Here is a 22468-nt window from a genome sequence, read left to right on the forward strand (position 1 = left end):
CTGTAACACGTCGCCGGGGCCGGCGACGCATGTATGTGGTTCTTACCTGGGCATACCCGCAAGCGCGCCTGCGGGTGTGCTGCTTACTTGACCGGGCAGTCGAGCGTGACTTCGGCCTCGTTGAGTGCGCCCAGCGCGATCTTCGACACCGACAGGTCCAGCGCCGCAGCGCTTTCGATGCTGGCGACCTGGGTCAGCTTGGTCACATCCGCACCGGCCACTGCGAAGCACTTCAACGGCACGCCCACCACCTTCCACTGGCCTTGCGGCAGCGCGGCCAGAGTCTTCTGCGCATCGACGCGGCCGCCGCACTTGTCGCCACAGCCCACGCCCAGCCACACCGGCGCGGTCACCGCGCTATCGCGGCGCACGGTCAGCTGCAACTGAACATCGCCGTTGCTCTCACGCGAGACATCGACCGGCTTGCCAGACACCAGCAATACGCTGGAGGCCTTGGCACCGGACCAGACCAGACGCCGTGCATCTTCCTGCGCCTTGTGGTCGACCGCGGTTATCTTCAGGCTGCCATCGGACAGACCCACCGGCAGCGTAGTCGCCGGCATGTTGGCCTGGCCGGCATTGGACAGCTGCATCGCAATGCCCAGTGCCGGCTTGCCGCGCACGAAGTACACCCCGCCCACCGACTGCTCGCCGGACACGCCCGATTCCTCCGGCAACGCGGCCAGGTCGCCCTTGTCGGCATAGGTCAGGCCAAAGCCGAACTTGAACTGCGGGTCGTAATCCTTCTGCCCGACGTTGTTGGCGAACTGCACCGCGGTCTTGGGCCAGGAGAAGCTCAGCTTGCCCTTGAAGTCGTTCTGTACCGTGCCATCGGCCTTGCGCAGCAGCACGTCGGCAATGCCCTCACCTTCCGAACCCGGCAACCAGGCGGCGACGAAGGCATCGGCGGCGTTGATGTACTGGTTCATCCACAACGGGCGCCCGCTCAGGAACACCGCCACCACCGGGATGCCTTCGGCCTTGAGCTTCTTGATCAGCGCCAGCTCGCTCTCGTCGCCCGGCTTGTACAGCAGGGTGGCGATGTCGCCCTGGAACTCGGCGTACGGGTTCTCACCGAACACCACCACCGCCACGTCGGGCTTGGTCTTGTACGCACCATCGACTGCCAGCTCGGCCTTGCCGCCGGCAGCCTTGATCTGCTTGTCCAGGCCTTCCCAGATGGTGTTGCCATTGGGGTAGTCGCTGCGCTTGGTGCCGGTGCCCTGCCAGTTCAGCGTCCAGCCGCCGGACTGCTTGCCCATGTCGTTGGCGCCGTCGCCCAGCACCAGCACGCGCTTTTTCGGATCCAGCGGCAGGATGCCGGCCTGGTTCTTGAGCAGCACCAGCGACTCGCGCACCGCCTGGCGGGCGATCGCGCGGTGTTCCGGCGCGCCCAGCAATTCGTACTTGCCGCCGAGCGGGCGCTTGGACGGCTTGCCGGCTTCGAACAGGCCCAGGCGCAGCTTGACGCGCAGGATCCGGCGCACCGCATCGTCCAGGCGCTCGGCCGAGATCTGGCCCGACTTCACTGCCGCCAGTTCGGTCTCGTAGATGCCCTTCCAGCTGTCGGAGGCCATCGCCATGTCGACGCCGGCAATGAACGAGGCCGGGCAGTTTTCGTTGGTGCAGCCCTTGACCTGGCCGTGGCCATTCCAGTCGCCGACCACGAAGCCGCCGAAGTTCATGCGGCCCTTGAGCACGTCGGTCAGCATGACCTTGTTGCCGTGCATCTTCTCGCCGTTGAAGCTGTTGAACGAGGCCATCACCGTCTGCGCACCGGCCGCGATCGCCGGTGGGTAACCGGCCGCGTGGATATCGCGCATGGTGGCTTCGGACACCTTGGTGTCGCCCTGGTCCTTGCCGTCGGTGGTGCCGCCGTCGCCGACGAAATGCTTCACCGAGGAAATCACGTGGCTGCCGTCGAGGAACTGCGGGGTGCCGGGCACGCCCTGCACGCCTTCGACCATCTTGCCGGCGAAGCTGGCCACCACGTCCGGCGACTCGGAGTAGCCTTCGTAGCTGCGGCCCCAGCGGTCGTCCTGCGGCACCGCCACGGTCGGTGCGAAGGTCCACTCCATGCCGGTGACGCGGGTTTCGGCGGCGGTGACTTCGCCGATCTGCTTGATCAGCTCCGGGTTGCGCGTGGCACCCAGGCCGATGTTGTGCGGGAACAGCGTGGCGCCGACGATGTTGCTCTGGCCGTGCACCGCATCGATGCCGAAGATGATCGGAATCGCGTTGCCGCCCTTGGAGGTGTCCATCGACGCTTCATAGAAGGCGTCGGCCAGCTTCAACCATTCGGCCGGGCTGGCGTCGTACTTGCCGCCCGGATCGGAATTGCCGCCGGCCAGCACCGAGCCGATGCGGTACTTGCGCACATCGTCCGGGGTCATGCTGGCGATGTCGCCCTGGATGGTCTGCGCGACCTTCTCTTCGACGCTCATCTTGGCCATCACATCGGTGATGCGCTGCTCCAGGGCCTGGTCCTGGGCGAACGGCCACTTCGGCGACGGCCATTGGTCGGGATGGATCGTGGTGGACGCCTCGGCAGGTGCGGCGGCCGGCGCGGTCTTGCTCGCCTCGGCAGCGGTGTCCTTGCCTTGGCAGGCGGCCAGCATCAGCACCGCAGCGGCGGTGGCCAGAGAGAGGGCACGACGCGCGACAGGCGCGGCGGTACGACGAAGCAGCTTGTCCAAGATCCAGGTCTCCAGGTGGTTCTCCCCACGGCGATGCGTGACGCCGCAGGCCATTAGGCGGCGTACGCTTGCGTGATTCCCCTACCCTGTCAACAACGCGCGCTTGTATGCCAAACGACGGCCAACTTATTGACCCGGGCTATAGGCATGGAATACCGACAGCACCTGTCAAACCACGGCAAAGCGCTGAATCCGGTGCGGCGCTTGGACTTGCGTAGCGGCGCACTTTGCTGCAATGCACCACTGCGTGCGCTCCGCACTGCGCAGCCGCTGTCGCCAATGCGGGCAGTGCCGGGTTCGCCTGCGGCGCCATGTTCGAATGCGCGCCAACAGGTGAGCTCGCCGTCAAACACCTGTCATACCTCGGGCCTAGCGTGACCGGCTTGCCGATGCGCCACCGGCCATCGCTGATCGTCGTCTTTGCCTGGAGTTTCGATGTCTGCCTCCCCCGATCCTGCCCGCCGCCGCCTGATGCAGTTGCTGGCGTCCGTTCCGCTGTTGCCACTGGGCAGCGCCAGCGCCGCCGCCCTGCAACACCTCGGCGGCGCGGCACTGGCCGCACATCCGCTGCAGCCATCGGACAACCCGGCCCGGCTGGTGTCGGCCACCTTCCAGGGCATGCCGGCGCCCAGCCTGGCCAACCCGGCCGCGATGGCCACCACCACGGTGGGGTCGGCGCTGACGGTGGCGCGTAGCGATGGCAGCAACCAGCGTTATGCCCTGGCCTACCACCGGTTCTTCGTCACCGGCGACCAGGTGCCCGACGGCAAGGGCGGCACCGTGCTGGCCGGTGGCTATTACGACATCCAGCATCGGCCGATCATCGACCGCTCCAAACCCGGTGCCGAACGCCCGTTCTTTTCCGATTGCCCGGACGGCTCCTCGCTGCTGACCCTGCCCGATGCCAAGGTGCCCGGGGTCAAGGGCAACCACGTATTTGCGGTGGTGCAGTTCGAATACACCACCCGCGACCAGGCCGGCAACGACACCAACCGCCACCTGCCCGCGCCGATCGCGGTGCTGACGCTGGATCAGGACCCGGCCACCGGCAAGCTGTCGCTGGTGAAATACCACAACGTCGACACCGCGCCGGTGCACGGGCTGTGGACCACCTGCGGCGCCAGCCTGTCGCCATGGAATACCCACCTGTCCAGCGAAGAGTACGAACCCGACGCCACCGCGCTGGCCGGCAACACCCAGTTCCGCAGCTACAGCACGCATCTGTACGGCGACCCGGAAAAAGCCAACCCGTATCACTACGGCCACCTGCCCGAAATCACCGTGCACCCGGACGGCACCGGGAGCGTGCGCAAGCACTACTGCCTGGGCCGCATCTCGCACGAGCTGGTGCAGGTGATGCCCGACCAGCGCACCGTGCTGATGGGCGACGACGCCACCAATGGCGGTCTTTTCATGTTCATCGCCGACCGCAAGGCGGACCTGTCGGCCGGCACCTTGTACGTGGGCAAGTGGCAGCAGACCTCGGGCGTGGGCCCGGGCGCGGCCACGTTGCGCTGGATCAAGCTCGGCCACGCCACCAGTGCCGAGATCCAGGCCATGGCCGACCGCCTGACCGCCGCCGACATCCTCGACGTACATCTGAGCGACCCGGGCGATGCCTCGTTTACCAAGATCCCGTTCAACGGCACCTTCAACTGGATCCGCATCAAGCCGGGCATGGAGAAGGCGGCGACTTATCTGGAAACCCATCGCTACGCGGCGCTGGCCGGCGGCAGCCTGGGCTTCACCAAGCTCGAAGGCACCACCGTCAACGCGCGCGACAAGATCGCCTACATGGCGATGTCCTACATCGTCACCAGCATGCGCAACGGCTCGGGCGATGTGAAAGTGGAAGGCCCGGATGCGGGTGCGGTGTACGCCCTGAATCTGCGTGGCGGCCAGCGCGACAACCACGGCGCGCCGATCCACAGCGACTGGGTGCCGATCGACATGGCCGCACCGGCCGCACTCACCGGCCACGATCTGGCCAAGGCCGACGCGCTGGGCAACCTGGCCGACCCGGAACGGTTGGCCAACCCGGATAACCTCAAGTTCTCCGAAGCGCTACGCACCTTGTTCATCGGCGAAGACAGCAGCCTGCACGTGAACAATTTCCTATGGGCCTACAACGTGGACAGCGGCACGCTGACGCGGGTGCTGTCGGTGCCGGCCGGCGCCGAATCCACCGGCCTGCATGCGGTCGACCAGATCCACGGTTGGACCTACGTGATGAGCAATTTCCAGCATCCCGGCGACTGGGAAAGCCCGCTGCACGACACCGTCAAGGCCACGCTGGATCCGCTGATCCGCGCCAACTACAAGAACCGTTTCGGCGCAGCGGTGGGCTACCTCACCGGTGACCCGGTGGCGGTGAAGCTGGGCAAGGCGTAAGCGCCGCCGTTGCAGTTGCAGCGCTGCGTGACGCTGCAGCTGACACGTGCAGCGTGGCGTTCTCGCTGCTGTCGCAAGGCCGGTAGGAGCGCACCTGGGCGCGAGGAGCTTTGCCGGTATGCCTGTCGCGCCCGGGTGCGCTCCTACGGGTGAGGCCGACACGTGCAGCGTGGCGTTCTCGCTGCTGTCGCGATGCCGGTAGGAGCGCACCTGGGCGCGAGGAACTTTGCCGGTATGCCTGTCGCGCCCGGGGGCGCTCCTACGGGTGAGGCCGACACGTGCAGCGTGGCGTTCTCGCTGCTGTCGCAAGGCCGGCAGGAGCGCACCTGGGCGCGAGGAACTTTGCCGGTATGCCTGTCGCGCCCGGGGGCGCTCCTACGGGTGAGGCTCACACGTGCAGCGTGGCGTTCTCGCTGCTGTCGCAAGGCCGGTAGGAGCGCACCTGGGCGCGAGGAACTTTGCCGGTATGCCTGTCGCGCCCGGGGGCGCTCCTACGGGTGAGGCTCACACGTGCAGCGTGGCGTTCTCGCTGCTGTCGCGATGCCGGTAGGAGCGCACCTGGGCGCGAGGAGCTTTGCCGGTATGCCTGTCGCGCCCGGGGGCGCTCCTACGGGTGAGGCCGATGGATGTCTGGCCGTGTCGGTGAGAAGCGGATCAGACCGCAAGTGCCTGAGCGCGGTCAGGACTGCCGCAACTCCAGCGCCGCCATCACGATGGGCTTGGCCCATTCGGGCACCTGCGCCAATTCTTCGCGCGTTTGCGGGTACTGCAGGCCGTCGCGGTCCAGTTCCAGCACCAGCAGCGGCGCGACCTGCGCGGTCGCGTCGGCAGGCGCGCTGTTGTCGTAGACATGCAGCACCGACAGGTGCGGCAACAGCGCGATCAGGTTGGCGCGCGAGGCATCGTAACGCTCGCGGATCTTGTGCTCGGGGATGGCATGCCCGCCAGCGGCCACGCGCGCTGCCACACGTGCGATATGCAGCTCGACGCTCGACAAACCGCAAAACCAGATCGCCACCGTGTGCGTCGCGCAGGCCTGCCGCAGCAGGCGCGGGATGGTCGTGGCGCCCAGGGTGGTTTCGAATGCATAGTCGTGACCGGCGTCCACGGCCTGACGCAGCCGCCGCACACCTTCTTGCCAGGCCTGCGCATTGGCGTCTTCGGGTGACCAGCCCTGCTCCACCAGGTCCCGGGTGAACGCATCCGGGTTGAACCAGGTGGCGCCGTCTTCCCGCAGCAGACTGCCCAGCAGCGAACTTTTTCCAGCGCCGTTGACGCCGGCCAGCACCAGAATGTTTCCCACGGTTTAGAGCGACGGCCCCAGGGCGATCTTCCTGCCCCGGCGTGCCGGCTTGCCGATCACCTGGGCCAGACCTGCGCCATCGGTCACCGCCGCAAGATGCGCATCGAACCTGGTCTGCAATGCCTGCAGCGACTGCATGCGCGTCGAGGCAGCCGTCGCTGCGCTCGCCTGACTGACCAGCCGGCGATATTCCTCCGCGTCCACCACCACCGCCTCGGGATGGTTGTGGTTGGTGATGACCACCGCTCCATGCGAGCGCACCTTGCGCATCAGGCTGGGCCAGCCCTTCACCTTGATATCGGCGGCGGGAGATTTTTCGAGCTCGGGCAGATCCTGGAGGCGAGACATGGGACGGTCCTGCGCGCTGTGGTGACACCAGCCTACTCGCGATTCCCCATTTTGGGAAATTTGGCCATTTTGACCCCACATCATACCAGGCTTCCAGAAACGCAACGGGGCCCGCAGGCCCCGTTGTTGTCATGTCACCGCTGCGCAACAGGCTCAGCCGCGCAGCTTTGCCAGCAGTTCGCGTGTCACCGGGTCGGCCACGTCGGCCGACTCGCCCTTCAACGCCGGCAGCAACTGGCTGGCCAGCTGCTTGCCCAGTTCCACACCGAACTGGTCGAACGCATTGATGCCCCACATCACCGACTGCACGTAGACGCTGTGCTCGTACATCGAGATCAGCGCACCCAGCGCCTGCGGGGTCAGCGCATCGAGCAGGATCACCGTGCTCGGCCGGCCGCCCGGATAGCTGCGGTGCGGATCGCTGCTGTCCTGGCCGTTGGCCAGCGCTTCGGTCTGCGCCAACACGTTGGCCATCAGTGCGACATGGTTTTCCGCATACGGATCGTCGTTGTGCACGGTGCCGATGAAATCGGCCGGCACCACGCTGGTGCCCTGATGCAGCGCCTGGAAAAAGCTGTGCTGCACATCGGTGCCCGCACCGCCCCACCACACCGACACGGTATCGCTGTCCACTGCAGAACCGTCGAGCTTGACCCGCTTGCCCAGGCTTTCCATCACCAGCTGCTGCAGGTAGGCCGGCAGCAGCGCCAGGCGCTGGTCGTAGGTCATCACCGCATGCGTGGCGCTGCCCAGCAGGTTGCGGTTCCACACCGCAGTCAGGCCGTGCAGCACGGCGACGTTTTCTTCCAGCGGCGTGTTGAGCGCATGCGCGTCGAACTGCGCGGCGCCCTCCAGCAGTTGTTCGAAACGTTCGAAACCGATCGCCAAGGCGATCGGAAAACCCACCGCCGACCACAGCGAATAACGCCCGCCGACCCAGTCCCACATCGGCAGCACGCGGCTCGGCGCGATGTCGAAGACCTTGGCGGCACGCTCGGGATTTGCGCTCACCGCGTACAGGCGCTCGCTGCCGCCCAACCAGGCGTGCAGGATGTTGCCGTTGAGCAGCGTCTCCTGCGTGCCGAAGGTCTTGGAGATCAGGATGCCGGCGGTGCGCGCCGGGTCCAGCGTCGCCAGCGTGCGCTGCATCGCCGCGCCGTCGACATTGGAGACGAAATGCACGCGCAAACGCGCACCCGACGGCGCACGCAAGGCATCGGCCACCAGCCGCGGACCCAGGTCCGAGCCGCCGATGCCGACGCTGACGATATCGGTGACGTCGGTGGCTTCCAGCTGGCCGATCAGCGCGCCCATGCGTTGGCGTACTTCCGCAGCGGTTGCATACGCTTCGGAGGCCACCGGCGCATCGGTCAGATCGCCGCGCAACGCGGTATGCAGCGCAGCGCGTTGTTCGGTGACATTGACCTGCTCGCCGCGGAAAAGGCGTTGGAACGCGCCGGCCAGATCACGCTCGCGCGCGATGGCGAACAAGGCATCGAGCGCGGCGCGGTCGTACTTCTGCCGCGCGAAGTTGAAATACAACGGACCGACCTGCCTGGCGTACTGCGTCGGCCGTTGCGGCTCGGCGACAAGCAATGCGGGGATGGCAGCGCCACGCAGGCGCTGAGCGTGGGCGTGAAGCGCGTCGAATCCGTTGGTATGTGTCATGCGGCCTGCGTGGGGATGCTGTGGTTGGTGTGGGTGATCTTGTTGCTCCCATCCACATATACCAGATTGGGCTTGAAGGTCTCGGCTTCGGCTTCGCTCATGCTGGCGAAAGCGGCCACAATGATCAGATCGCCCACCTGCACGTGACGCGCGGCGCCGCCGTTGAGCGAGATGATGCCGCTGCCTTCATCGGCACGGATGGCATAGGTGCTGAAACGCGCACCGTTGGTGACGTCCCAGATATGCACCTGTTCGAACTCACGGATACCGGTGGCTTCCAGCAGCAGGCCGTCGATGGCGATCGAGCCTTCGTAATTGAGCTCGGAATGGGTGACGGTGGCGCGGTGGATCTTGGCTTTCAACAGGGACAGGTGCATGACAGGCAACGGCAAAGGAAAGCCGGCATTTTAGCGGAAAGCGCCGGTGTCCACCGGCCTGCCCCACAACCGGTCGTGAGGGCTTCAGGCCGGCGCTGGACAAACGCGCCTGTGCGCCTGTGCGCCTGTGCGCCGGCAGCGTCGGTCACGCCTGATGCCGCGCCTGCAGCAGCGTTCGGACCGTTCAGAATTCCAGGTTGTCGATCAGCCGCGTGCTGCCCAGACGGGCGGCGACCAAGGCCACGCGCGCGCCACCATGGCTGTCGCCCGGCTCGCTCAGGTCGGGCAGCCGCACCACCGCGTAATCGACGCGGAAACCGGCCTGTTCCAGCGCCTGGGTGGCGGTATCTTCGACCTGCGCACGCGGCGTGCCGGCGGCGTAGCCGTCGCGCATCTGCAGCAGCACCTTGCGGATCCGGGTCGAACGCGGGCGCTCGTCGGCGGTCAGATACTGGTTGCGCGAACTCATCGCCAGGCCGTCGGCCTCGCGCACGATGCTGCCGCCCAGGATCTCGATCGGGAATGCCAGGTCGGCCACCATCTGGCGGATCACCGCCAGCTGCTGATAGTCCTTCTTGCCGAAGGCGGCCACGTCCGGCTGCACCTGATTGAACAGCCGCGCCACCACCGTGCACACGCCGTCGAAATGCCCCGGCCGGCACACCCCTTCCAGCACGTCGCTGACGCCCGGCGCATGGATCGGCGTGGCCCGTGCGGTACCGAGCGGATACATGGTGTCCACATCCGGCAGCCACAGCGCATCGCAGCCGGCGTCTTCCAGGCCGCGCAGGTCGGCTTCGGGCGTGCGCGGGTAACGCGCGAAGTCTTCGTTGGGGCCGAACTGGGTCGGATTGACGAACACGCTCGACACCACCCGATCGGCGTACTGGCGCGCCAGCATCACCAGCGAATAGTGGCCGGCATGCAGGTTGCCCATGGTCGGCACCAGCGCCACGCGCAAGCCCTCACGCTTCCAGCCGGTGACCAGCGCGCGCAGGGTGGAAAGATCGGTCAGGGTCTGGATCATGCGGCGTACGCGTGCGCTGCATCGGGGAAACTGCCGTCGCGCACGGCCTGGGCGTAAGCGCGTACCGCGCCCGCCACCGAGCCGCCTTCGGCGAGGAAATCCTTGACGAACTTGGGACGGCGATGGCCGCTGTCCAGGCCCAGCATGTCGTGCATCACCAGCACCTGGCCATCGCAGCCGGGGCCGGCGCCAATGCCGATGGTGGGCACGCCGAGCTCGGCGCTGACCTGTGCGGCGATCGGCGTGGGCACGCATTCCAGCACGATCAGGCTGGCGCCGGCATCGACAACGGCCTGCGCATCGCGGCGCAACTGCTCGCCGGCTTCGCCGCGCCCCTGCACCGTGTAACCGCCGAAACGCAGCACCGATTGCGGGGTCAGCCCCAGGTGCGAGCAGACCGGGATCTCGCGCTCGACCAGATAGCGGATCACCTCGAGCTTGTGCCCGGCGCCTTCGAGCTTGACCATCTCCGCGCCGGCCTGCAGCAGTCGGGTGGCAGCGTCCAGTGCGCGCTCCGGCGTGGCATCGGCCTGGAACGACAGATCGGCCACCAGCAACGCCCGCTCCAGCACCCGCGCCACCGCGGCGGTGTGGTAGACCATGTCGGCGGTGGTCACCGGCAAGGTGGAATCGTGCCCCTGCACCACCATGCCCAGCGAATCGCCGACCAGGATCAGGTCGACGCCGTTGGCATCGAAGGTCCGTGCGAATCCGGCGTCGTAGGCGGTCAACATGACCAGTTTTCGACCCTCGCGCTTGGCCTGCGCCAAGGCGGGCACGGTCCAGGGCTTGCTGTCGGTATGGCTGCTCATGAAGTCATTACGTGGGGTGATGAGCCGGCCATTATCTACCCAATCGGCTCCAGCCCACAGACCTCGATGGCCTGCAGGGCGTGCCGCACTGTTCCATGGCCCGGAATGACCGCCTCCGGAGCAAGCTCGGACAGCGGCAGCAGCGCAAAGGCGCGCGCCTGCAGATGCGGGTGCGGGACCTGCAGGCGTGGCAGGTCGATCACCTGATCGGCGTACAGCAGCAGATCCAGGTCCAGCGTGCGCGGGCCCCAGCGCTCGCCGTCGATACGCTGCCGGCCGAAGGCCTGCTCGATGCCGAGCAAGGCCTCCAGCAGTTGCAATGGCGCCAGCGCAGTGCGCAGCTGCGCCACCGCATTGATGAAATCGGGCTGGTCTTCGCGGCCCCAGGCCGGCGTGCGGTACAGGCGCGAGGCAGCAATCAGGGTGGATTGCGGCAGCTCGCCCAGTGCGGCGATGGCCGCGCGCACGCTGGCCTCGGCCGGACCCAGGTTGGCGCCCAGGCCGACGAAGGCGGTGTACACGCCCTACTCGCCTGCCGGTGCGCCGGTGCGACGGCGGCGACGGCGCCGCTTGCGCGGTGCACCTTCCTCGCCTTCGTGATCGGCCTGCGCGGTTTCGATCGCATCGACCAGTTCCTGGCCGGAGGACTTCTGCGCCTCGCGCCAGAACTCCACATCGGCGGCGTGATCGGCCGAGGCGAACTGGCGCAACACCAGGAAATCGAACGCGGCGCGGAAACGCGGATGCGACAAGGTGCGGAACACGCGCTTGCGCTGACGCGAGGAGAAGCGCGTCTGCAGCAGCCAGATTTCCTGCATCGGCAGCGAGAAACGGCGCGGCAGCGCCACGCGCTCGAGCTGATGCAGGGTGACCCGGTCGGCGGCGCGACGCTGCGCGTCTTCCGGCTGCACGCCCTGCGCCTGCAGGCCCATCAGGGTGCGGCAGAACGCCGGCCAGAGCAGCAGGGCGAACAGGAACGCCGGCGACACCGGCTCGTCGTTGGCCACGCGCGCATCGGTATTGCGCAGGCCTTCCAGCACCATGGCGCGCAATGCGCCACTGCGGTTGGAGCGCAATGCGGCCGCACTCTCCGGGAACAGCGCACCGAGCAGGCCGTAACGCTCCAGCCCCTCGAAACTGGCCACGCCATGCCCGGACAGGAACAGCTTGAGAATCTCTTCGAACAAGCGCGCCGGCGCGGCCTCGGACAACAGCCCGGCCAAGCGCGGGATGGGTTCTGCGGTGCCGGCTTCGATATCGAAGTTCAGCTTGGCCGCCAGACGCACCGCGCGCAGCATGCGCACTGGATCTTCCTGGTAGCGCAGCTCCGGGTCGCCGATCAACTTCATCAGGCGTGCCTGCACGTCCTCGAAGCCGCCGCAGTAGTCGCGTACCGAGAAATCCTCGATCGCGTAGTACAGCGCGTTGCAGGTGAAGTCGCGACGGATCGCATCGTCTTCGATGGTGCCGTAGACGTTGTCGCGCACCAACCGGCCGTTATCCAGTTCGCGGTCGCCGCTGCCGTCGTCGATGTTGGCGCGGAACGTGGCCACTTCGATGATCTCGCGGCCGAACACCACATGCGCCAGACGAAAGCGGCGGCCGATCAGGCGACAGTTGCGAAACAGCGCTTTGACTTCTTCCGGCGTGGCGCTGGTGGCCACGTCGAAATCCTTGGGATGGCCGCCGACCAGCAAATCGCGCACCGCGCCGCCGACCAGGTAGGCACCAAAGCCCGATTCGCGCAGGCGATACAGCACGCGCAATGCGTTGGGGCTGATGTCCTTGCGCGAGATGGTGTGCTGATCGCGTGGGATGACGCGCAGCGTGAACGGAGATGTAACTGAGGGTTCGATGATGGCGCTTCCGTCTTGTGTTGCAGGATTGCCCAACGGGTTTTAGCGCACTATACTAGCCCGCTGCACAAGACGCACCAAACGCTCCCTTCGTCTAATGGTTAGGACGTGGCCCTCTCAAGGCTAAAACAGGGGTTCGAGTCCCCTAGGGAGCACCACCGTCGTCTGACCGCAGAACGCCAAGACCCCGCATTGCGGGGTTTTTGCGTTATTGGCATGGGCAGTTGCCGGCGACCAGGTGACGCGCAATGGTCCTGTTCCCGGACTGGACAAACACTTCTCCCATGGCAGCGCCGTCGAGCCGATGCGCCGATTGGCTGGGGCCAGTTACGGCACCGTGCGCTGCGGGTTGGCCTTGCCGTCGATCGCGCACTTCGGCCCTGCAGCTGCGCGTCGTGCAACCTGGCGACGTCGCATGGGCTCGGCTCTTGTCGATCACCCCACTACAACCATCATGGACGGCCCGATCAAGACGTAGACCTGCGCGCCAGCGCGTCCGCATCGGCGCAGCGTGCGTCGGCCAGGCGCACCGGCACGGCAATGTCCTGCATGCCGACCCAGCGCAACGGCGCGCTCAGCGTAGACAGTTCGGTAACCGCAACATCGGTAAGCGTGGCAGACATCGAAAGGTCGCTGAAGGACAGGAAGGCAACCGCGCCTCAGGCGCGACCGGGAAACATCTGGAAGTACACGTCGATACCGGCATGCAGCGTTTGCGCCAGTTCGTCCTGATGCGTGTCGCCGCATAGCCGCCGACAATCGTCGCAATTGCTCAACAAGGCAGTTTCGACCAGTAGCGGCGAAATGTCCGGCGACGTCAATACCGCAAACCCGGCCTGCCCGACCTGGTCCCGATGCAGCCGCGTCACCTGCTGCAGCCGCCCGCGCATCAACTTGCCGAACGCACGCTGCCAGGCAACGCACGCTGCCAGGCAATGGCGCCGCTCAGCGACAGGTCGGCCGGCACCTGCGACCACACCGGATTGCTTGGCACCCGCAAACGGCGCGCGCTGCCGCCCATCTCGTTGGCGGCGTTCTTGCCGCCGTGGCGGGCGTCGATGGCGACCACGCAGGTGCGCAGCACTTGCCGCCGCCGCATCAGGCCCATCCCGGAGAGCGACGCGGCCGCCGTGTCGCTCGGAGCATGGAAGGTTCGGCATGGTAGCAAGGCAAACAACGCACTGCGGTGAGGGACGCGGCACGACGTGACCAGAAGGACCAGGGGACGAATAGTTATAGAGTAACAATTATCGCGCGACAGCAAACCCGCCGCGTCCCGCCCGCGTTCTTACGTCCACTCTCGCAGAAGAGCATCACGATGTCCCCTCATCTCCAACGGCTATATCGCCTGGCGCCACTGCATCGAGGTCGGCTGCGCCCAACCGCTGACCACCCATTTTATCGCCCAGCGGCTCGCGAGCCTGCGCGACCCGAACGACCACCACACCCAGCAATTTTTGCGTCGCTTGGGCGAACCTCATCACCGACGGGTGATTGGATGGTTTGAGTACGCCCAAACCGCGCTGAGCGCGCATCAATCCCTGCGACGCCGAAGGATGACAATTCAATTATCAATTAAACATTCTTCGACAAGACACATATCAGACCGTAAATAATCCAGAGAACTTACTCGATAAACTCCCCATGACGCTTTCACTCACGCCACGAAAAAGTCCGGATAACAAACGTTTTCGCTGGCGGCAAGTCAACCGATGGAGCCCATGGACGGGCCGGATCCAGTCCCAGTTTGGCTACGATCCTGTCGGTAGGGAGATCGACGGTGAGCCAACACGGCTAGAACTGGACGACGTCCGAGAACAACCGTAAACAGCGCCAAGAGGCGCCGCCGGAAAACCGGCACCACCTAAAGTCATTGCTGCCAGGCCTATTCACACGCATGCCGGCGAGTCAACACATTGGCGCGACGCGTATCAGTGAACTTGAACTCAGCCACTCACGCAACTACAGAGAAACACGTACCGTAGGCATGCCTGAATTGCAGGCTAGATAGTTCCCGGTCAAGGGAAAAAGGCGAAGTCATGGAAGTGAAGGCAAAGCTAGCAATCAAGACTTTAGGTGCCCTCGCCGCCGCAATGCTGGCAGGTATCGGATCGGCAAATGCCTGCTGTCCAGGCGATGGGACGGTTGCCAAGCTGGCTGCTACAGGACTAGGCGAGTCGGCACCACGTGCGACTAATCTGGCGGTAGATCCGACGTGGCGGATCTACGAATTTCAACGCGAAGGAATGCTGTATCTGCAGATCAACGATGCAAGTGGCGTGGTCCGTGGAGCAGTGGGCCGTGCAGGCGAGCTTCTCTGGGTCCTGCCGATGGGCAAGGACGTCAGTCGCATAGCAGTCTCGACATTGGTGGTCCCCGCAATAGCACAGTTGGTATATCAGACCGACAATTTCACCGTGCACCTGATCCCGAGCACATCTGGAGAGCGTTGGATCGTCACACGGACGAAGTGACCGATACCTGTTCGGCAACCAGAAAACTGAGGACCAACGCATGGCGGCGACGAAAAATACCGCCATGCGCTTTCAGTCGCGTCCGCAACTCGTTGCTTGCCTCGGGCGCATCACGATACACGACCTCCAATAGAGAGCTATCAGCGAAGATTCTGATCACCACACCCTGTGCGCTACGACCTCTCCATGCACGGGCCTGCACGAGATGCCGCTTCGCCTGCGGAAGCATCTCGAATGCGTTTAGCACGCATCGATAGGCCGCCAGTTGTAGCCCTAGTGAAAGATTGCCGCAGTTCCCGCGCAACGCGTGATGGATCTCCGTGTCGTAAAAGCGCGCCAGTGCCGGTGAGCGAAGCGCTTGATACACGCCATGAGTTTCGATCTCAAGCGGATACAGTCCGGCGACGTATTCGTGCAGCAGCTGCGACTCGATGACTCCCGCTCTGGTCATTTCCATGGCTGCAGCGTGGTGACCCCGCTCGCGTAGCTGAGCGACACATTCCTTGCGCAGTCGGTTGATGTGAACGTTGATATCGGAGTAGTCCACCACGCGGTTGCGAAGGGTGCGCTCAGCTGCGAGATAACCAGCTTGAGCGAACTGCAATGCTTCCAGCTTTACCTGGCCGTGGTTGCCAGCCTGGGCATATACGGAAGCCAGCTGCGAACCGAGGACAAATAGCCCTGTAGCAATGACGGCGATCAGCAGCTGGACGCTAAACAATTCCGAGTCGTAAGCGGCGATTCCGTACTTGGAGCGCGACAAGGCGGCAATAAGATTTGCCAGCAAAGCACCGGCCGCTGCTCCGCGCCAGCCGTAGCGGAGCGTCAAAACAATCGCCGGCCCAACCAGCGATACCATCAAGACCTGTCGTAGCAGCGGCTCCGGAACGACATTGGCAGTGCAGAACAAAGCTGCCATCGCCAACCCTGCGAATGTACTGTCACGTACGAGATTGTTGCGGGACTCGCTTTCTTTGCGCCGATGCCATAGCAGACCAGGTAACAGAAACATCAGGATGCCGAGATAGGACCCCAGCCATGTACGCAGCAGAATCTCCATGGGAGAACTGGCGACAGGACCGCCAAGCGTGGCATTTAGCGCCATGCCGCAAAGCGTGCTCCACAATGCCAGGAGCGCCATCAACGGAAGAATTGCATTGCGGGTCATCACGTTCGGCGTGTGCCGGCGAATCGCAGACACTGCCAGCGCGACTGCTGGTGCAAGCAAGAACGGACTCAGGTAAGCCCAAATCGGCGCGTAATCCCTGGTCTCCAGCATGGGGATGCGCAGCCAAAGCATGGCGGCAGCATCACCTGCGAGCAAGAACGGCCAACGACGATACGGCATGAATAGAAGAGACGCCGCTCTCAGACCGGCGGGTAGGTACCACTGATCGACAGACAAGTGCCAGACAAGCAGATAGACGACGCAATAGCCCAGAGTGAGAAGAAGCCCTTCCGCCAGTTCTCTAACAACTGCCATGCAACCACTCCCTGGTTCTTCGACGAATTCTGCCTAGTGTGAAGCCAATCGGCACATCGCGTATAGCTTAAGCGCACAGATCGCGAGAGTGACGGCGGCAGCTGGCGCGTACTGCTCCCAGACAACAAGTGTCTTGTACGACGATGATCCAATCCCCAACGAGGACGCGATCATGGGGGTAAGGTGAGAAACGCTCCTATAAGAAGGCCGCGCATTGCGCGGCCTTGGTCGTCTTCCATGCCGATATCAGCATAATAGAGAAGATCAGCCCTCCATCTGCTCGAGTTCTTTGCCCTTGGTCTCGTAGACGTACTTGAGCACGAAGAACACAGAGATGAAGGCGGCGACGGTGTAGATGCCGTAGGCGCCAGCCAGGCCGATGCTGCCGAGCAGGATCGGGAAGCTGACGGTGATGGCGAAGTTGGAGGTCCACTGCGCGGCACCGGCAATGGCCAGGCCCGAGCCGCGGATCTGGTTGGGGAACATCTCGCCCAGCATCACCCACATCACCGGCCCCCAGGAGGCATTGAAGAACACCACGTAGACGTTGGCCGCCACCAGCGCGAGCATGCCCATGGCGTCGGACATGGCGAGCTTGCCGTTGGGGTCCAGCGAGGCAGTGGCGAAGGCATAGGTCACCAGGGCCAGCGAGACCGCCATGCCAGCCGAGCCGATCCACAGCAGCGGCTTGCGGCCGATCTTGTCGACCAGCATCACCGTGACCAGGCAGGCGCCGATGCTGAGGCCGCCGGAGAGCACGTTGATCAGCAGTGCGTCCTGCTCGGAGAAGCCCACCGCCTGCCACAGCACGGCGCCGTAATAGAACACCACGTTGATGCCGACCAGTTGCTGGAACACCGCCAGACCCACGCCGATCCAGACGATCGGGCGGATCTTGCCGGTGGCCTTGTTGATGAGGTCGGAGAACTTGGGCTTGTGCTGGTCGGCCGACATCGAGGCGGAGATCTCGGCCAGCTTGGTCTGCGCGGCGGCGTTGCCGTACAGGCGCTTCAACACCACCAGCGCCTGCTCGCGGCGGCCCTTGACCACCAGGTAGCGCGGGCTTTCCGGGATGACCAGCAACAGCAACAGGAACAGCAGCGAGGGAATCGCCTGCATCCAGAACATCCAGCGCCAGGCGGCCTGCCCGGCCCATAGCGGCTCGGTGGAGGCGCCGGCGGCGTTGGCCAGCAGGTAGTTGCTCAAAAACGCGCAGAACAGCCCGCTGATGATGGCGATCTGCTGCATCGTGGCGAGCCGGCCGCGATAGCGCGCTGAGGCGACTTCGGCGATGTAGGCCGGCGAGATGACGCTGGCGGCGCCCACCGCAAAGCCGCCCATCACGCGAGCGAAGATGAAGAAGCCGGAACTGTGCGAGGCACCGGCGCCAATGGCCGAAAGCAGGAACAGCGCCGCAGAAATGATCAGGACCGCGCGGCGGCCCCAGCGGTCGGCCAGCCGGCCGGCAAAGAAGGCGCCGATGGCGCAACCCAGCAGCATCGAGGCGACTTCGAACCCGGTCTCGGCGGCGCTGGAATTGAAGGTCTGCTTCAGGCCGTCGACAGTGCCGTTGATCACGCCGCTATCGAAACCGAACAAAAAACCGCCGATCGTGGCTACGCAACTGATCAGGACGATAAAACGGGTGTTCTCACCGGCATCGGGGGCGCCGTTTACGGAGACACTGGACATGGATTCACCTGGAAGCATGCAAGGGAGCGGCCACCGGGGCGGCCGACATCGGCCGGCGACGCGCAGTGCGCCGCCGGCCACGGGACATCAACGCGTCAGATACTGGTTGATCAGGTTCTCGTAGGCTTCCTGACGGCCGCTGAGCTGCTTGGGTTCGTTGCCGGCGGCGTACTTGGCCACATCCACCAGCGTGCTGTTGCCGTTGGCGAAATCCGCGCCTGCACCGCTGTCGAAGCTGGCGTAGCGCTCGGCGCGCCACTGCTCCAGCGGCGAGGAGGTCAACAGCGCGTCGGCCACTTCCAGCCCGCGTGCGAACGCGTCCATGCCGCCGATATGCGCCAGGAACAGATCCTGCGGGTCGGACGACTCGCGGCGCACCTTGGCATCGAAGTTCAGACCGCCCGGTGCCAGCCCGCCCTGACGCAGCACCACCAGCATCGCGCCGACGGTGTCGTACAGATCGGTCGGGAACTGGTCGGTATCCCAGCCGTTCTGCGGGTTGCCGCGGTTGGCATCGATGCTGCCCAGCAGGCCGGCATCGGATGCCACCTGCAGGTCATGCTCGAAGCTGTGGCCCGACAGCGTGGCGTGGTTGGCTTCGATGTTGAGCTTGAAGTCCTGGTCCAGGCCGTGCTGGCGCAGGAAGCCGATCACCGTGGCGCTGTCGAAGTCGTACTGGTGCTTCATCGGCTCCATTGGTTTTGGCTCGATCAGGAAGTTGCCGGTGAAGCCGATCGCACGGCCGTAATCGCGTGCCAGGGTCAAAAAGCGCGCCATGTTGTCCTGCTCGCGCTTCATCTGGGTGTTGTGCAGGCAGGCGTAGCCTTCGCGGCCGCCCCAGAACACGTAGTTCTCGCCGCCCAGTTCCACCGTGGCATCGATCGCGGCCTTGACCTGCACCGCCGCACGCGCCACCACGTTGAAGTCCGGGTTGGTGGATGCGCCATTCATGTAACGCGGGTGCGAGAACAGGTTGGCGGTGCCCCACAGCAGCTTGACGCCGGTGTCGGCCTGGCGCTGCTTGGCGATGCCGACCATGTGCTTGAGGTTGCTCTGGTACTCGCCGATGTCGTCGGCATCGGGCGACAGATCCACGTCGTGGAAGCAGTAGTACGGCACGCCGAGCTTGGTGAAGAATTCGAACGCGGCATCGGCCTTGGCTTCGGCACGATTCAACGCGGTGTTGCCGATATCCCACGGGTAAGCGCGCGTGCCCGGGCCGAACGGATCGGCGCCGTTGCCGCAGAAGCTGTGCCAGTAGGCCACGGCAAAGCGCAGATGCTCGGCCATGGTCTTGTCGCCGATCTGCTTGTTGGCATCGTAGACCTTGAACGCCAGCGGGTTGTCCGAGTCGCGGCCTTCGAAGCCGATCTTGCCGATGCCGGGGAAGTACTCTTTGGCGCCGATGTAGACGGTGTTGCTCATGGGGTAAAACTCCTGTGCAAAGGCGAGGGGAGAGGGAAGGGTGTTGCAAGCAAGTGGTCAGTCACGCAGCGCAGCGATCGCGCATGCAGGGCGTCACCGCCGCCACCGGCGCGCACTCTCAATCAGCGCCGGAGACGGACGCCGGCACAGGGCCTGACTCACGCCGCGCAGAATGTTAGCGCTACCACAATCGCGACCGAAAAAAGCCGCGCGGTGGAGCGAAGCCGGAGATGCCATGCCGATCCCGAGTGAAGCGGTCTGCCCGACTTTACCCAGCCCGGCGCCGAAAGGCTTGCTGCGCTGCGAGATGTCCGCTGCGCCAACCACCTGCGGCACACCTGCCAGCCGTGATCGGTTCGCTGATGCCGCAGCACCGCCAAACCCGCGCTGAACGCCTCGCCCGCAAGCGGCCGACCGCGCATTCAGCCGCGCAAGCGCGGCGCCGGCTCGCCGCGCGCGGGGCAGCTACAATGGCCGGCTTATGACCGCTGTCCTGCCGCTGCCGCAACCCCTGGCCGACCCCGCGCCGCGCGACCCGCGCCAGCGGCTGCAGCGTGAGCAGTTGCGCCTGGGCAAACGCCTGCAGCGCCAGGTAGGCCAGGCGATTGCCGACTTCGGCATGATCGCCGCCGGCGACAAGATCATGGTGTGCCTGTCCGGCGGCAAGGACAGCTACACCTTGCTGGACATGCTGCTGCAGTTGCAGCGCAAGGCGCCGGTGCCGTTCACCCTGGTGGCGGTCAATCTGGACCAGAAGCAGCCCGACTTCCCCGCGCAGGTGCTGCCCACTTACCTGCGCGGGCTGAACGTACCGTTCGACATCGTCGAGCAGGACACCTATTCGGTGGTCAGCCGGGTGATTCCGGCCGGCAAGACCATGTGTTCGTTGTGCTCGCGGCTGCGGCGCGGCGCGCTGTACGCCTATGCGCAGGCGCATGGCGTGACCAAGATCGCGCTCGGCCACCATCGCGACGACATCGTGGCCACGTTCTTCATGAATCTGTTCCACCACGCCCGGCTTGCGGCGATGGCGCCCAAGCTGCGCAGCGACGACGGCGCGCATGTGGTGATCCGCCCGCTGGCCTATGTGCGCGAGGCCGATATCGCCGCCTACGCGCAGGCGCGCCAGTTCCCGATCATTCCGTGCAACCTGTGCGGCAGCCATGAAAACCTGCAGCGCCAGCAGGTCGGGCGGATGCTGCAGCAGTGGGACCGCGAGCAGCCCGGGCGGGTCGAGCAGATCGCCCGCGCGCTGGGCGATGTGCGGCCCGAGCAACTGGCCGACCGCACCCTGTTCGATTTCCTGTCGCTGGGCCATAGCGGCGATGCAGCACCGCCCGATCCTGATCCCGATTCCAGCGCCTGGCTGGCCGCCGGCGACAGCGCACACGACAGCGACTGACGCGGCCATCGCGGCGCCGGCAGTCTTTCCACCCTCCCCGTTTCTTCCTCCTCTTCGGTCCGACGCATGTTCTTTCGTAATCTCACTTTGTTCCGTTTCCCGACCACGCTGGATTTCTCCGAGATCGACACGCTGCTGCCGCAAGTGCAGCTCAAGCCGGTCGGCCCGCTGGAAATGAGCTCGCGCGGTTTCATCTCCCCGTTCGGCCGCGACGAGCAGGAAGTGCTTTCGCACCGTCTGGAAGACTTTCTCTGGCTCACCGTCGGTGGCGAGGACAAGATCCTGCCCGGCGCGGTGGTCAACGACCTGCTCGAGCGCAAGGTCGCCGAGATCGAAGAGAAGGAAGGCCGTCGCCCCGGCGGCAAGGCCCGCAAGCGCCTGAAGGACGACCTGATCCATGAGCTGTTGCCGCGCGCCTTCGTCAAGAGCTCGCGCACCGATGCCATCCTGGACCTGCAGCACGGCTACATCGCGGTCAACAGTTCCAGCCGCAAGAGCGGCGAGAACGTGATGAGCGAGATCCGCGGCGCGCTCGGCAGCTTCCCGGCGCTGCCGTTGAATGCCGAAGTCGCACCGCGTGCCATCCTCACCGGCTGGATCGCCGGCGAACCCTTGCCCGAAGGCCTGAGCCTGGGCGAAGAGTGCGAGATGAAGGACCCGATCGAAGGCGGCGCGGTGGTCAAGTGCCAGCACCAGGAACTGCGCGGCGACGAGATCGACAAGCACCTGGAAGCCGGCAAGCAGGTCACCAAGCTGGCACTGGTGCTGGACGACAATCTGTCGTTCGTGCTCGGCGACGATCTGGTGATCCGCAAGCTCAAGTTCCTCGATGGCGCACTGGACCAGCTCGAACACAGTGAAGACGACGGCGCACGCGCCGAACTCGATGCCCGCTTCGCGCTGATGAGCGCCGAAATCCGGCGCCTGTTCCTGCTGCTGGAAACCGCGTTGAAGCTGAGCAAGGCCGAGTAAGCGGAACGTCGAACGGTGGCGTCGTGTCGTCGCGATCGGATGCTCGAGTCAAACGCCCGGTGAGTCGAGCGCGCGGTGCCATCACCGCTCGCGGACACGCCGTGAATCCATCTGTGGAGTCTCCTTGGCGGCATCCATGCCGCCAAGGGTTCCGCAACCCGCGAGTACACCGCACCAGAAAGTTGGCCGCTTGATTGCTTGAAAGCGTCTTTCCTGGCTTGCGCTGCGCCAGGCAATGAAAAGTTTGCAGCTTGCGTGCTGAAAGCCTGTCCACCGCTCTGCATGCAAAAGGGGAGAAGCTGGTAGACGCACAGTGATCCGACCAGCGCAGGTCATGCCCTGTTTGCAAACATGCACACCGACCATCTCGACTGGCCCTTGCCCGCCCACCGTCGCGGGACCTTACGCGGCATGGATGCCGCGTAAGAGCCTACAAGGACGTACTTGCGGCGTGTCCCGCGATGGTGGGCGGGCAGGGGCCCTGCAGCCAGGCCGCAGATCATCCGCTCTACGATTGAGCTATCGCACGTGCGACTGCTTCA

At 65.0% G+C, this 22468-nt stretch carries 16 protein-coding genes, 1 tRNA gene and 3 pseudogenes; 6 read left to right on the top strand and 14 right to left on the bottom strand.

Annotated elements, in window-relative coordinates; genetic code table 11:
• Positions 1–83: 83 nt before the first annotated feature.
• Positions 84–2696, bottom strand: a complete 2613-nt coding sequence (locus tag XarjCFBP7645_RS11440) for a glycoside hydrolase family 3 protein (protein WP_047125009.1) — start codon at positions 2694–2696, stop codon at positions 84–86.
• Positions 2697–3131: 435 nt separating this feature from the next.
• Here XarjCFBP7645_RS11440 and XarjCFBP7645_RS11445 point away from each other — a divergent pair, with 435 nt between their 5' ends.
• Positions 3132–5087: a PhoX family protein gene (locus XarjCFBP7645_RS11445; protein WP_104537571.1), complete on the top strand. Its 1956-nt coding sequence runs from the start codon at positions 3132–3134 to the stop codon at positions 5085–5087.
• 679 nt (positions 5088–5766) lie between these two features.
• Here the strand turns inward: XarjCFBP7645_RS11445 and XarjCFBP7645_RS11460 are convergent.
• The 8 genes from XarjCFBP7645_RS11460 to pcnB all read right to left on the bottom strand — a co-directional run bounded on the left by XarjCFBP7645_RS11460 (position 5767) and on the right by pcnB (position 12514).
• Positions 5767–6390 carry an AAA family ATPase gene (locus tag XarjCFBP7645_RS11460; RefSeq protein WP_053045500.1) on the bottom strand — a complete coding sequence of 208 codons (624 nt, stop codon included), beginning with the start codon at positions 6388–6390 and terminating at the stop codon, positions 5767–5769.
• A gap of 3 nt (positions 6391–6393) precedes the next feature.
• Positions 6394–6738 carry a type II toxin-antitoxin system prevent-host-death family antitoxin gene (locus XarjCFBP7645_RS11465; RefSeq protein ID WP_047124973.1) on the bottom strand — a complete coding sequence of 115 codons (345 nt, stop codon included), beginning with the start codon at positions 6736–6738 and terminating at the stop codon, positions 6394–6396.
• Positions 6739–6891: 153 nt separating this feature from the next.
• On the bottom strand, positions 6892–8406 hold the full coding sequence (gene pgi / locus XarjCFBP7645_RS11470; RefSeq protein WP_104537572.1) for a glucose-6-phosphate isomerase: 1515 nt from the start codon (positions 8404–8406) through the stop codon (positions 6892–6894).
• Complete coding sequence (gene panD, locus XarjCFBP7645_RS11475; RefSeq protein WP_016905039.1) at positions 8403–8783, bottom strand: aspartate 1-decarboxylase; 381 nt, start codon at positions 8781–8783, stop codon at positions 8403–8405. Before panD ends, pgi begins: the two co-directional genes overlap by 4 nt.
• 184 nt (positions 8784–8967) lie before the next feature.
• Entirely contained in the window at positions 8968–9810 is an 843-nt protein-coding gene (panC, locus tag XarjCFBP7645_RS11480) for a pantoate--beta-alanine ligase (RefSeq protein ID WP_104537573.1), read from the bottom strand.
• Complete coding sequence (panB, locus tag XarjCFBP7645_RS11485; RefSeq protein WP_104537574.1) at positions 9807–10622, bottom strand: 3-methyl-2-oxobutanoate hydroxymethyltransferase; 816 nt, start codon at positions 10620–10622, stop codon at positions 9807–9809. Before panB ends, panC begins: the two co-directional genes overlap by 4 nt.
• A 35-nt stretch (positions 10623–10657) precedes the next feature.
• Positions 10658–11143 carry a 2-amino-4-hydroxy-6-hydroxymethyldihydropteridine diphosphokinase gene (folK, locus tag XarjCFBP7645_RS11490; protein WP_104537575.1) on the bottom strand — a complete coding sequence of 162 codons (486 nt, stop codon included), beginning with the start codon at positions 11141–11143 and terminating at the stop codon, positions 10658–10660.
• Positions 11144–11146: 3 nt separating this feature from the next.
• The gene (gene pcnB, locus XarjCFBP7645_RS11495; protein WP_024939771.1) at positions 11147–12514 is read right to left on the bottom strand and encodes a polynucleotide adenylyltransferase PcnB; all 1368 of its coding nucleotides are present in this window, start codon (positions 12512–12514) and stop codon (positions 11147–11149) included.
• A 47-nt stretch (positions 12515–12561) separates the two neighbouring features.
• Between pcnB and XarjCFBP7645_RS11500 the strand changes: the two genes are divergently transcribed.
• Positions 12562–12636 (top strand) — tRNA-Glu (locus tag XarjCFBP7645_RS11500).
• 363 nt (positions 12637–12999) lie between these two features.
• Here the strand turns inward: XarjCFBP7645_RS11500 and XarjCFBP7645_RS11505 are convergent.
• A pseudogene (locus XarjCFBP7645_RS11505) lies at positions 13000–13101 on the bottom strand (GTP cyclohydrolase FolE2); the annotation flags it as partial.
• Between the two features lie 36 nt (positions 13102–13137).
• Positions 13138–13517, bottom strand: a pseudogene (locus tag XarjCFBP7645_RS11510) (N-acetylmuramoyl-L-alanine amidase family protein); the annotation flags it as partial.
• 289 nt (positions 13518–13806) lie between these two features.
• On the opposite strand from XarjCFBP7645_RS11510, the pseudogene XarjCFBP7645_RS11515 reads away from it, so the two are divergent.
• Positions 13807–13995 (top strand): annotated as a pseudogene (locus tag XarjCFBP7645_RS11515) (hypothetical protein); the annotation flags it as partial.
• Between the two features lie 522 nt (positions 13996–14517).
• A complete protein-coding gene (locus XarjCFBP7645_RS11520) occupies positions 14518–14952 on the top strand; it encodes a hypothetical protein (protein WP_104537576.1) in 435 nt (144 codons plus the stop codon).
• Here XarjCFBP7645_RS11520 and XarjCFBP7645_RS11525 read toward each other — a convergent pair.
• The 3 genes from XarjCFBP7645_RS11525 to xylA all read right to left on the bottom strand — a co-directional run bounded on the left by XarjCFBP7645_RS11525 (position 14936) and on the right by xylA (position 19552).
• On the bottom strand, positions 14936–16435 hold the full coding sequence (locus XarjCFBP7645_RS11525; protein WP_104537577.1) for an MASE1 domain-containing protein: 1500 nt from the start codon (positions 16433–16435) through the stop codon (positions 14936–14938). The two genes, XarjCFBP7645_RS11520 and XarjCFBP7645_RS11525, sit on opposite strands and share 17 nt — an antisense overlap.
• 264 nt (positions 16436–16699) lie before the next feature.
• On the bottom strand, positions 16700–18127 hold the full coding sequence (locus tag XarjCFBP7645_RS11530) for a sugar porter family MFS transporter (protein WP_161960033.1): 1428 nt from the start codon (positions 18125–18127) through the stop codon (positions 16700–16702).
• 87 nt (positions 18128–18214) lie between these two features.
• Positions 18215–19552: a xylose isomerase gene (gene xylA / locus XarjCFBP7645_RS11535; protein WP_104537579.1), complete on the bottom strand. Its 1338-nt coding sequence runs from the start codon at positions 19550–19552 to the stop codon at positions 18215–18217.
• Positions 19553–20033: 481 nt separating this feature from the next.
• On the opposite strand from xylA, the gene ttcA reads away from it, so the two are divergent.
• Positions 20034–20954, top strand: a complete 921-nt coding sequence (ttcA, locus tag XarjCFBP7645_RS11545; protein WP_104537581.1) for a tRNA 2-thiocytidine(32) synthetase TtcA — start codon at positions 20034–20036, stop codon at positions 20952–20954.
• A gap of 66 nt (positions 20955–21020) precedes the next feature.
• Positions 21021–21926 (top strand): recombination-associated protein RdgC, encoded by a 906-nt coding sequence (locus tag XarjCFBP7645_RS11550; protein WP_007974628.1) that lies wholly within the window; start codon positions 21021–21023, stop codon positions 21924–21926.
• Positions 21927–22468 lie beyond the last annotated feature (542 nt).

The organism is Xanthomonas arboricola, assembly GCF_002940665.1.
Lineage (GTDB): Bacteria > Pseudomonadota > Gammaproteobacteria > Xanthomonadales > Xanthomonadaceae > Xanthomonas > Xanthomonas arboricola_B.

Excerpts from the sequence above, each read along its gene's own strand:
- xylA (WP_104537579.1), bottom strand. The coding sequence starts at position 19,552 with ATGAGCAACACCGTCTACATCGGCGCCAAAGAGTACTTCCCCGGCATC.
- XarjCFBP7645_RS11525 (WP_104537577.1), bottom strand. The coding sequence starts at position 16,435 with ATGGCAGTTGTTAGAGAACTGGCGGAAGGGCTTCTTCTCACTCTGGGC.
- XarjCFBP7645_RS11530 (WP_161960033.1), bottom strand. The coding sequence starts at position 18,127 with ATGTCCAGTGTCTCCGTAAACGGCGCCCCCGATGCCGGTGAGAACACC.
- pgi (WP_104537572.1), bottom strand. The coding sequence starts at position 8,406 with ATGACACATACCAACGGATTCGACGCGCTTCACGCCCACGCTCAGCGC.
- XarjCFBP7645_RS11445 (WP_104537571.1), top strand. The coding sequence starts at position 3,132 with ATGTCTGCCTCCCCCGATCCTGCCCGCCGCCGCCTGATGCAGTTGCTG.
- panD (WP_016905039.1), bottom strand. The coding sequence starts at position 8,783 with ATGCACCTGTCCCTGTTGAAAGCCAAGATCCACCGCGCCACCGTCACC.
- XarjCFBP7645_RS11550 (WP_007974628.1), top strand. The coding sequence starts at position 21,021 with ATGTTCTTTCGTAATCTCACTTTGTTCCGTTTCCCGACCACGCTGGAT.
- panC (WP_104537573.1), bottom strand. The coding sequence starts at position 9,810 with ATGATCCAGACCCTGACCGATCTTTCCACCCTGCGCGCGCTGGTCACC.
- XarjCFBP7645_RS11465 (WP_047124973.1), bottom strand. The coding sequence starts at position 6,738 with ATGTCTCGCCTCCAGGATCTGCCCGAGCTCGAAAAATCTCCCGCCGCC.
- ttcA (WP_104537581.1), top strand. The coding sequence starts at position 20,034 with ATGACCGCTGTCCTGCCGCTGCCGCAACCCCTGGCCGACCCCGCGCCG.
- XarjCFBP7645_RS11520 (WP_104537576.1), top strand. The coding sequence starts at position 14,518 with ATGGAAGTGAAGGCAAAGCTAGCAATCAAGACTTTAGGTGCCCTCGCC.
- panB (WP_104537574.1), bottom strand. The coding sequence starts at position 10,622 with ATGAGCAGCCATACCGACAGCAAGCCCTGGACCGTGCCCGCCTTGGCG.